9 protein-coding genes are annotated in these 10,102 nt (G+C 71.1%); 4 read left to right on the top strand and 5 right to left on the bottom strand.

Annotated features, from left to right (window positions below):
- On the bottom strand, nucleotides 1-1,331 hold a 1,331-nt coding region (locus D8M35_RS13580), incomplete at its 3' end, for an FAD-dependent oxidoreductase (protein WP_161972670.1).
- A gap of 79 nt (nucleotides 1,332-1,410) precedes the next feature.
- Here D8M35_RS13580 and D8M35_RS13575 point away from each other — a divergent pair.
- Nucleotides 1,411-2,541 carry a glutamate--cysteine ligase gene (locus D8M35_RS13575; protein WP_126892332.1) on the top strand — a complete coding sequence of 377 codons (1,131 nt, stop codon included), beginning with the start codon at nucleotides 1,411-1,413 and terminating at the stop codon, nucleotides 2,539-2,541.
- Nucleotides 2,542-2,609: 68 nt separating this feature from the next.
- On the opposite strand, the gene ffh is transcribed toward D8M35_RS13575, so the two are convergent.
- Nucleotides 2,610-4,166, bottom strand: coding sequence for a signal recognition particle protein (ffh, locus tag D8M35_RS13570; RefSeq protein ID WP_126892331.1), 1,557 nt, complete (start codon nucleotides 4,164-4,166; stop codon nucleotides 2,610-2,612).
- A 110-nt stretch (nucleotides 4,167-4,276) separates the two neighbouring features.
- Between ffh and lipB the strand changes: the two genes are divergently transcribed.
- Both lipB and lipA read left to right on the top strand, forming a co-directional pair.
- Complete coding sequence (lipB, locus tag D8M35_RS13565; RefSeq protein WP_238638235.1) at nucleotides 4,277-4,951, top strand: lipoyl(octanoyl) transferase LipB; 675 nt, start codon at nucleotides 4,277-4,279, stop codon at nucleotides 4,949-4,951.
- Nucleotides 4,948-5,931 carry a lipoyl synthase gene (gene lipA / locus D8M35_RS13560; RefSeq protein ID WP_126892329.1) on the top strand — a complete coding sequence of 328 codons (984 nt, stop codon included), beginning with the start codon at nucleotides 4,948-4,950 and terminating at the stop codon, nucleotides 5,929-5,931. Before lipB ends, lipA begins: the two co-directional genes overlap by 4 nt.
- A 90-nt stretch (nucleotides 5,932-6,021) precedes the next feature.
- Here lipA and D8M35_RS16660 read toward each other — a convergent pair whose 3' ends face one another.
- Nucleotides 6,022-6,180, bottom strand: coding sequence for a DUF4175 domain-containing protein (locus tag D8M35_RS16660; protein ID WP_137767577.1), 159 nt, complete (start codon nucleotides 6,178-6,180; stop codon nucleotides 6,022-6,024).
- A gap of 111 nt (nucleotides 6,181-6,291) precedes the next feature.
- A complete protein-coding gene (gene ftsY, locus D8M35_RS13555) occupies nucleotides 6,292-7,161 on the bottom strand; it encodes a signal recognition particle-docking protein FtsY (protein ID WP_126892328.1) in 870 nt (289 codons plus the stop codon).
- A 214-nt stretch (nucleotides 7,162-7,375) separates the two neighbouring features.
- On the opposite strand from ftsY, the gene D8M35_RS13550 reads away from it, so the two are divergent.
- Nucleotides 7,376-8,404 carry a TerC family protein gene (locus D8M35_RS13550; RefSeq protein ID WP_126892327.1) on the top strand — a complete coding sequence of 343 codons (1,029 nt, stop codon included), beginning with the start codon at nucleotides 7,376-7,378 and terminating at the stop codon, nucleotides 8,402-8,404.
- A 172-nt stretch (nucleotides 8,405-8,576) separates the two neighbouring features.
- On the opposite strand, the gene D8M35_RS16945 is transcribed toward D8M35_RS13550, so the two are convergent.
- Nucleotides 8,577-10,102: AAA family ATPase (locus D8M35_RS16945; RefSeq protein WP_202976561.1), on the bottom strand; the 1,526-nt coding region annotated here is incomplete at its 5' end.

The following is a 10,102-nucleotide window of genomic DNA, read 5'->3' as shown; positions in this document are numbered from 1 at the left end:
TTGCCCGGGACGGCGGCTGCCAGCGCGAACTGCCCGCCGAGCGTGTCCGAGGCCTCCCAGAGCGTCACGGCGTGACCCCGCCGCGCAGCGTCCACCGCGGCAGCGAGCCCGGCGGGGCCACCACCGACGACGTCGACACGCTTGGGTTCGGTCGTCGGACGCAGCGGCAGGGCGAGCTCGCGGCCGGCGCGCGGGTTCACGAGGCACGACACCGGCTGCCCGACGATCGAGCGGTCGAGGCACGCCTGGTTGCAGCCGATGCACGTGTTGACGAGGTCGAAGCGGCCGTCGAGCGACCGGCGGACGATGTCCGGGTCGGCGAGGAACGGACGGGCGAGGGCCACGGCGTCGACCTGCCCGTCCCGGAGCACCGCCTCGCCGTCGCGCAGGTCGGTCATCCGGTTCGACGCGATCACCTGCACGTCGGGGTGCGCGGATCGGCGGACCACGCCAGCGATGCGCTCGGCGTAGGCGAGCCAGGCTCCGTGCGGCACCGAGGCCTGGACGGTGGGCGTGCGCGACTCGTGCCAGCCGATGCCGACCGACACCGCGTCGAGGCCGAGCGGCAGCAGGTCGTGCACGAGCGCGTCGACCTCGTCGTCGGTGGTCGACCCGGGCATGAGGTCGGCCCCGGACAACCGGATCGTCACCGCGAGGTCGGGGACGGCGGCACGGACGGCTCGGACGACCTCGATCGCGAAGCGACGGCGTCGGACCGCGTCCCCGCCCCACTCGTCGTCGCGGAGGTTCGTCAGCGGCGACTGGAACTGGTTGACCAGGTACCCCTCGGACGCCATGATCTCCACGCCGTCGAAGCCGATCGCAGCAGCGGACCGTGCAGCCGCGGCGAAGTCCTCGATCGTGTGGCGCACCTCGGCGTCGGTGAGCGCGACGGGCTGCACCCCGCGTGCAGCGGCCCACGGCAGCGCCGAGGGAGCCACGACGCGCTGGGGTCGCCCGTGCCGGTCGACCATGCCGTTCGCGAGGGCGTACCGGCCGGCGTGGAAGAGCTGCGCGAGCACCGCCCCGCCCTCGTCGTGGACCGCGTCGACCGCGACCCGGAACCGCTCGTCCGCTCCCCCGACGCCGAACACCGCGAAGTCGGGCCCGCCACGCGCCTCGTCGCTGACCGCGATCCCGCCGGTGACGATGCACCCGACCCCGCCGGCGGCCCGCTCCCGGTAGAACGCGGCCATCGCGGCGCCGCCGTCGTCGAGGACCTCGAGCCCGGTGTGCATCGACCCCATCACCACGCGGTTCCGCAGGTGCAGCGGACCGAGGGCCCACGGCGACGAGAGGACGGCGAGGTCGGACACGGCAACGCTGCTCATGGCCACCACTCTGCCGGACGACGTGCCCGGGACGGAGTTCCTTGTGCCGACCCTCCAACCCGACGGGCAGGATGGCCCCATGGACATCCGCTTCACCGAGTCCCGCCCGTCGACCATCGGCGTCGAGTGGGAGCTCCCGCTGGTCGACCGCGGCACCGGCGACCTCGCGCCCCGTGCCCCCGCCGTGATCGCCGCCGTGCAGGAGCGTCTCGGCGACCACGACCGGGTGACCGAGGAGCTCCTGACGAACACCGTCGAGGTGGTCACGGGCGTGCACGAGACCGTCGGTGGGGCGACGAGCGAGCTCGCGGGCATCATCGGCGAGGTGATCGACGCCGCCGAACCGCTCGACGCGCAGGTGATGTGCTCCGGCACCCACCCGTTCGCGCTGTGGGACCAGCAGGAGATCACCGCGGACAGCGAGCACTACACGACCCTGATCGACCGCACGCGGTGGTGGGGTCGGCAGATGCTCATCTGGGGCGTCCACGTTCACGTCGGCATCGATGACCGCGACAAGGCGGTGCCGATCATGAACGCGATGCTCGCGTACGTGCCGCACCTGCAGGCGTTCACGGCGTCGAGCCCGTTCTGGGGCGGGACCGACACCGGCTACGCCTCGAACCGCGCCCTGATGTTCCAGCAGCTCCCCACCGGCGGGCTGCCCCCGGGCATCGACGACTGGCGCGGTTTCGAGACCGTCGTCGACGACCTGACGAGGACCGGCGTGATCGACGGGTTCAAGGACCTGCGCTGGGACATCCGCCCCTCGCCGGGGTGGGGCACGCTCGAGAACCGCGTGTCCGACGGGGTCTCGACGCTGCACGAGGTCGGCGCGGTCACGGCGTTCGTCCAGTGCCTCGTCACGGCGCTGTCCGACCGGCTCGACCGCGGCGAGAGCCTGCCGTCGATGCAGCCGTGGTTCATCCGCGAGAACAAGTGGCGCGCCGCCCGGTATGGCATGGAGGCGGAGATCATCACGAACGCCGCCGGCGACGAGCGTCTGGTCACCGACGAGGTGCACGACCTGGTCGCACGGCTCGCCCCGATCGCGGAGCGGCTCGGCTGCGAGCAGGAGCTGCACCACCTCGACACGATGATCACCGAGGGCGCGTCGTACCAGCGGCAGCTGCGGGTGGCGCAGGAGAGCGGCGGCGACCTCCGCGCGGTGGTCCGCCACCTGGTCACGGAGCTGCGGGAGTCGCTCTAGACGCGACCCACGGACGGACGGGAGGCCCGGTGCCAGCTGGCACCGGGCCTCCCGTCATCCGGTCGCGGCTAGCGACCCAGGAACTTCTGCAGGCTGGCCAGCTCTTCCTCGGTGGGCGCCTTGCCACCCTTCGGACCGCCGAGCCCGAGACCGGAACCGGTGGGTGCCTGCTGCTGCGGCTGCGCCGCCGCACCCGACGCGAGCGCCGCGCGCTTGGCGGGGTTGCCGACCTTCTTCTTCTTGGCGCCGCCCTGCTGCTGCTTCTTCTTGCCGCCGTGCATGCCGGGGATCGGGCCCATGCCGGGCATCTGCGGGACGCCACCGCGCGCGACGGTCTTCATCATCTTCGCGGCCTGCTCGAAGCGGTTCACGAGGGCGTTGACCTCGGTCACCGTGGTTCCGGAACCCTTCGCGATGCGGAGTCGACGGGAGCCGTTGAGGAGCTTCGGGAGCTCGCGCTCCTGCTTCGTCATCGACTGGATGATCGCCTCGGTCCGGACGATCTCGCTCTCGTCGAAGTTGTCGAGCGCCTCGCGCATGCCCTTCGCGCCCGGGAGCATGCCGAGCATGCCCTTGATCGAGCCGGCCTTGCGGAGCTGCTGCATCTGCGCGAGGAAGTCGTTCAGGGTGAACGAGTCGGTCGCGATCTTCTCGGCGACCTTGCGCGCCTCGTCCTCGTCGAACGCGGACTGCGCCTGCTCGATGAGCGACAGGATGTCACCGAGGTCGAGGATGCGGCTCGCCATGCGGTCCGGGTGGAACGGCTCGAAGTCGTCGAGCCCCTCGCCCGTGGACGCGAACATGATCGGGCGACCGGTGACGCTGGCGACCGACAGGGCCGCACCACCGCGGGCGTCGCCGTCGAGCTTCGACAGGACGACGCCGGTGAAGTCGACGCCCTCCTGGAAGGCACGGGCGGTCGTGACGGCGTCCTGACCGATCATCGCGTCGATGACGAAGAGGACCTCGTCCGGGTCGACGGCCTTGCGGATGTTCGCCGCCTGCTTCATGAGCTCGGCGTCGACACCGAGTCGACCGGCGGTGTCCACGATGACCGTGTCGTACTGCTGGTCGACCGCGGCCTTGATCGCGTTCTTCGCGACCTTGACCGGGTCACCGACGCCGTTGCCGGGCTCGGGAGCGAACACGTGCACGCCGGCCTGCTCGCCCACGACCTGCAGCTGCTGCACGGCGTTCGGACGCTGGAGGTCCGCCGCGACGAGCATCGGCGTGTGGCCGTCCTTCTTGAGCCACTTGCCGAGCTTGCCCGCGAGGGTGGTCTTGCCGGCGCCCTGGAGGCCGGCGAGCATGATCACCGTCGGCGGCCGCTTCGCGAACTCGAGCCGGCGCTGCTGCCCGCCGAGGATGCCCACGAGTTCCTCGTTGACGATCTGGACGACCTGCTGCGCGGGGTTGAGCGCCTTGTTGACCTCGTCCGAGAGCGCGCGTTCGCGCACCGAGGCGGTGAAGGCCTTGACGACCTCGAGCGCGACGTCCGCGTCGAGCAGGGCCCGGCGGATCTCGCGGACGGTGCCGTCGACGTCGGACGGGGACAGACGACCCTTGCTCCGCAGGTTGCGGAAGGTCTCGGTCAGCCGATCGGAGAGTGAGCCGAATTGTGCCATGGTCCGACGATTCTACAGGGCCACCCCCGACCGCCCCGGACCGGCTGCAGACCGGTTGTTGGACTGCGTCCAGGAACCGGGGTAGCGTGCTCGACGTGCCCCAGCTCGAGATCATCCGCTGGCCCGGGCTCCTCGACTACGAGGAGGGCCTCGCCGTCCAGCGGTCGTTCCACGCCGACGTCGTCGCCGGCGACTCCCCCGGCGTCGTCGTGCTCTGCGAGCACCCGAGCGTCTACACCGCCGGGCGCCGCACCGAGCCGGCTGACCTGCCGACCGACGGGTCCCGGGTCGTCGACGTCGACCGCGGCGGACGGATCACGTGGCACGGACCGGGGCAGCTCGTGGCCTACCCGATCGTCCGGCTCGCCGACCCCCTCGACGTCGTCGCGTGGGTCCGCGACCTCGAGCAGGTCGTCCTCGACGCGGCGGCCTCGGTGGGGGTCACCGCCGAACGGGTCGACGGGCGCAGCGGCGTCTGGGTGCCCCGACCGGGTGGCGGCCCGCACGACAAGGTGGGCGCGATCGGCCTGCACGTCGCCGAGCACGTCTCGAGCCACGGCATCGCGGTCAACTGCGACAACGACCTCGCCCCCTACGGCGCCATCGTTCCGTGCGGCATCGCCGACGCCGGGGTCACCACGCTGAGCGCCGCCGCAGGGCGCACCGTGACGGTCGACGAGGTCGCTGCCCTCGTCGGGCCGCGGATCCAGCAGGCGGTCGACGGCATGCACGCCGGTCGTCGCATCAGCTCCACCAGCACCACGCGACAGGAGGTCGCCGCATGACCCTCGCCCCCGACGGCCGCCGCATGCTCCGGGTCGAGGCCCGCAACGCCGCGACACCCATCGAGACGAAGCCCGCCTGGATCAAGACCCGCGCGACGCAGGGCCCGGAGTTCCGCGACCTCTCCGCACTGGTCCGGGACAAGCAGCTGCACACCGTCTGCCAGGAGGCCGGCTGCCCGAACATCTTCGAGTGCTGGGAGGACCGCGAGGCCACCTTCCTGATCGGCGGCTCGCAGTGCACCCGGCGCTGCGACTTCTGCCAGATCGACACCGGCAAGCCGAGCCCGCTCGACCGCGGCGAACCCCGGCGCGTGGCGGACTCCGTCGTGTCGATGGGCCTGAAGTACGCGACCGTGACCGGGGTCGCGCGCGACGACCTCGTCGACGGCGGTGCCTGGCTCTACGCGGAGACGATCCGGCAGATCCACGAGCACTCCCCCGGTACCGGCGTCGAGATCCTCGTGCCGGACTTCAACGGCCGCCCCGACCAGCTCGGGCAGGTGTTCGACGCCCGACCGGAGGTCTTCGCACACAACGTCGAGACGGTGCCCCGGATCTTCAAGCGCATCCGCCCCGCGTTCCGCTTCGAGCGCTCGCTGGACGTCATCACCCAGGGCCGTGACGCCGGACTCGTGACGAAGTCGAACCTCATCCTCGGCATGGGCGAGGAACGGGACGAGGTCGTCGACGCGCTCGAGCAGCTGTACGAAGCCGGCACCGACATCATCACCTTGACGCAGTACCTCCGGCCGTCGCCGCGACACCTGCCCGTCGCACGCTGGGTACGGCCGGAGGAGTTCGTCGACCTGCGCGAGATCGCCGAGGACATCGGGTTCTCCGGCGTGCTCGCCGGCCCGCTGGTGCGCTCGTCCTACCGGGCGGGCCGGCTGTGGGCGCGCGCGACGGTCGCGCGCGGGGGCACGGTACCGCCGCACCTCGCCCACCTGCTCGAGGCGTCACCGGGGCGCCAGGCCGTGTAGCGCAGCTCCGGCGACCGACGGGAGGCCCGGTACCAGCTGGTACCGGGCCTCCCGTCCTCGCGTGGTCACGTCCGACGTGACCGGCCGTCGCTACGCGCGACCGCGGATGCTCCGGAGGAGCCAGCCGATGACCGCCAGCAGGATGAGCACGATGCCCACCCAGAGCAGGAACTTCAGGGCACCGACGAAGATGCCGCTGAAGAGCAGGACGAGGCCGACGATGATCGCGATGATCAGCAGTGCGGGCATGAGGGTCTCCAATCCCTGGAACGAGACCGAGCGGATGCCCGGGCCGTCAGGGACGCTACTCCCCGCCGCGTGGACGCGTTCGCCGGGAGCGTGACGGAGGCGCCGCGACGGTCAGCCGACGAGGTTCTGGACGAAGACGTGCGGCGTGAAGCCGGTGAGGTCGTTGATGCCCTCGCCCTGGCCGATGAGCTTGATCGGGATGCCGGTCTTCTCCTGCACGCTGAGCACGAACCCGGCCTTCGCCGACCCGTCGAGCTTCGTGATGACGAGCCCGGTGACCCCGGCGCCCTCGATGAAGGCCTGCGCCTGGGCGAGACCGTTCTGCCCGGTCGTGGCGTCGAGGACGAGCAGCACCTCGGCGATCTCGGTCTGCTTCTCGACGACGCGCTTGATCTTGCCGAGCTCGTCCATCAGACCGGCCTTGGTGTGCAGGCGGCCGGCGGTGTCGATCACGACGATCTCGGTGCCGTCGCGCATGGCCTTCTCGACCGTCTGGTACGCCACCGAGGCCGGGTCCTGACCGGGCTGCGCCGGACGGACGACCTCGACCCCGGCGCGCTGCGCCCACGTCGCGACCTGCTCGACCGCTGCCGCGCGGAAGGTGTCCGCCGCGCCGACCACGACCGTGCGGTCGTAGGTCTTGAGGAACTTCGCGAACTTGCCGATCGTCGTGGTCTTGCCGACGCCGTTCACGCCGACGACGAGCACGACCGCCGGGCGGTTGCTGAGCTTGAGCGTCGTGTCGAGCTTCGACAGGCGCTCCTCGAGCACCTCGCGGAGCATGCGCTGCAGGTCGGCGGGGTCCGTCGTGCCGTACCGGTCGACCCGGGCGTGCAGGCCCTCGATGATCTCGTCCGCGATGTCGGGGCCGAAATCCGCACCGATCAACGCGGTCTCGAGGTCGTCCCACGTGGTCTCGTCGATGGCCTTCCGCTGGAACAGGCCGCGGAGACGGGAGGACAGTGACCAGGAACTCGCCATGCTCCCAGCTTAGGGCGCGACGAGCAGCACCCGCGCCCGGTATCCTCGGTTCCTGAAGGGGAGTACTCCCGCGCGGCGCACCCGTCAGTACGGTCTGGGACGATCCAGACCCGGGACGCCGGTCGTGTCGGACCAGTCGGTCGACACGGCGGAGGAGACCTTCAGGCATCGGCGTACCCGCTCGGCGGGACGCCCCGAACCTGAAGGACATCCATTGGACGTTCCCCTCTTCGTCTGGCTCCTCACCATCGCGGGCATCCTCGCGCTGCTGGTGTTCGACTTCTACTCGCACGTGCGCACCCCGCACGTGCCGCACATCAAGGAGTCCGCGTTCTGGTCGGCGTTCTACGTCGGCCTGGCGATCCTGTTCGGTGTCGGGATCCTGGTCTTCGGCGGCGGTCAGGCCGGTGGCGAGTACTTCGCCGGCTGGTTGACCGAGAAGGCCCTGTCGGTCGACAACCTCTTCGTCTTCCTGATCATCATGTCGAGCTTCGCGGTGCCGAAGGAGTTCCAGCAGAAGGTCCTGCTGGTCGGCGTCGCGATCGCCCTCGTCGCCCGCGGTGTCTTCATCGCCCTGGGCGTCACGATCATCGAGAACTTCTCGTGGGTCTTCTACCTGTTCGGCGCGCTGCTGTTCTGGCTCGCCTGGTCGCAGGCGCGCAGTGGGAACGACCACGGCGCCGAGGAGGGCGACTCCCGGCTCATCCGTGTCCTGCGTCGCGTGATCCCGACCACCGACGACTACCACGGCGACAAGCTCACCGCGAAGGTCGACGGCAAGCGCCTGTTCACCCCGATGCTGCTCGTCATGGTCGCGATCGGCCTGACCGACGTGCTGTTCGCACTCGACTCGATCCCCGCGATCTTCGGTCTCACGCAGGACGCGTTCATCGTGTTCACCGCGAACGCGTTCTCGCTCCTCGGTCTGCGTCAGCTGTACTTCCTCATCGCGGGCCTGCTCGAGCGGCTCATCTACCTCGGTCAGGGCCTGGCGGTCATCCTCGCCTTCATCGGTGTGAAGCTCGTCTTCCACGCGATGCACGTCAACGAGCTGCCCTTCATCAACGGCGGCGAGCACATCGAGTGGGCCCCGGAGATCCCGATCTGGTTCTCGCTGAGCTTCATCGCGCTGACGATCGCCGTGGCCACCGCCGCGTCGCTCATCGTGTCGAAGAAGCGCCAGGAGCGCGGCCTGACCCCGACGGGACAGCCGAAGGAGGCCGTGGAGGCCGACGCGAAGTAGTCGTCACCACCTGACGGACGGGAGGCGCGGTGCCAGCTGGCACCGCGCCTCCCGTCCGTCCGCGGCGGAACCGGGTGCTCGAGACTCACGCTGAGCGACGGTCCTCGGGCTCAGGGGCGCGAGAACTGTCGCTGAGCCCGAGACTCGGGCCGCCCGGCGCCGGCCAGCCGCGCTACGCGACCGCGTCGGCGGGCTCGCGCCGCTGCACGCGCTGGCCGACCACGGCGGACACGCCGTCCTGGCGCATCGAGACGCCGTACAGCGCGTCGGCGATCTCCATCGTGCGCTTCTGGTGCGTGATCACGATGAGCTGCGACGACTCCCGCAGCCGCTCGAACACGGTCAGCAGCCGCCCGAGGTTCGCGTCGTCGAGCGCCGCTTCGACCTCGTCCATGATGTAGAACGGCGACGGTCGGGCGGTGAAGATCGCCACGAGCAGGGCAACCGCCGCGAGCGACCGCTCCCCGCCCGACAGCAGCGTGAGACGGTCGATCTTCTTGCCCGCGGGCTTCACCTGCACGTCGAGCCCCGTCGTGAGCATGTCGTCCGGGTTCGTCAGCGTGAGCGAGCCCGTGCCGCCCGGGAACAGGATCGGGAAGATCACGTCGAACGCGGCCTTCGTGTCGTCGTAGGCCGCCTCGAAGATCGTCTGCATCTTCGTGTCGAGCTCCTCGATGATCGTGAGGAGGTCGGCGCGGGTCTTCTGCAGGTCGTCGAGCTGCTCGGCGAGGAACGCGTGCCGCTGCTCGAGCGCCTGGAACTCCTCGAGCGCGAGGGGGTTCACCTTGCCGAGCCGACCGAGGTCCCGCTCCGCCGCCGCGAGCCGCTGCTCCTGCTCGGCCCGGACGTACGGCACCGTCGCGACGTCGGCCGGGTCGACCTCGTCGGTCGTGTCGAGCTCGGGCAGCGCCGGGCCACCGGGGAGGGTCGACTCGGCGTCGACGAGCTCGGGCACGTCGACGTCGGCCGCGTCGAGCGCGTCGGCGTCGTCGGCGTCGTCGGAGCCGCCGGCGCCGTCGGGTACCGCCGCGGAGGAGTCCGCGCCGTCGGCCGCCGCCCGCGCCCGCTCCGCCTCGCGGTGTCGCCGCGCGAGCACCCGCGGGTCGACCAGGACGTCGACCGGCACCGGGACGTCGGGCCCGTACTCCGCGACGAGCACGGCCTCGTTCAGACCGAGGTCGCTCTGCGCACGGTCGAGCACGCCGGACACGTGCAGCTTCTTCTCGTAGATCTCCATCTCGAGCGAGTGCACGCCGTCGGTGATGGTCTGCAGCCGCTCGCGGAGCTCGCGCTCCTCGTTCCGGACGACCTGCAGCTCGGTGTTGCGCTTCGTGCGCTCGGCCTCCTCGGTCGCGAGCAGCACGCGGGCCTCGGCGAGCGACCGGTCGACCGCCCCGAGCACCCCCGGCAGGTCCGCGAGGACGCCCTCGGCCACGGCGATCTGCCCGCGGCGGACCACCGCCTGCCGCGCTGCCTCCTCCGCAGCAGCACGCTCCGCCTCGAGCTGCCGCTGCAGGCCGGCCGCCCGGTTCCGCTCCGACCGAGCGCGCTCCCGCACGGTCTCGACCTGGATGCGCTGCTCGATCTCCGCGGCCCGGGCAGCCTCGACGACGTCCAGCAGCGCCGGCCGACCCGACGCGTCCACGACGGGTCGCGGTCGCTCCTCGAACACCCGCAGGGCGTCCTCGGCCTCCGCCA

Origin of the sequence: Curtobacterium sp. HSID17257 (genome assembly GCF_003989515.1) — a bacterium.
Lineage (GTDB): Bacteria > Actinomycetota > Actinomycetes > Actinomycetales > Microbacteriaceae > Curtobacterium.
Note: the sequence above shows the minus strand (reverse complement) of the source record. Positions and strands in the feature narration are given on the sequence as shown.

Excerpts from the sequence above, each read along its gene's own strand:
- D8M35_RS13575 (WP_126892332.1), top strand. The coding sequence starts at position 1,411 with ATGGACATCCGCTTCACCGAGTCCCGCCCGTCGACCATCGGCGTCGAG.
- ffh (WP_126892331.1), bottom strand. The coding sequence starts at position 4,166 with ATGGCACAATTCGGCTCACTCTCCGATCGGCTGACCGAGACCTTCCGC.
- lipA (WP_126892329.1), top strand. The coding sequence starts at position 4,948 with ATGACCCTCGCCCCCGACGGCCGCCGCATGCTCCGGGTCGAGGCCCGC.
- D8M35_RS16660 (WP_137767577.1), bottom strand. The coding sequence starts at position 6,180 with ATGCCCGCACTGCTGATCATCGCGATCATCGTCGGCCTCGTCCTGCTC.
- ftsY (WP_126892328.1), bottom strand. The coding sequence starts at position 7,161 with ATGGCGAGTTCCTGGTCACTGTCCTCCCGTCTCCGCGGCCTGTTCCAG.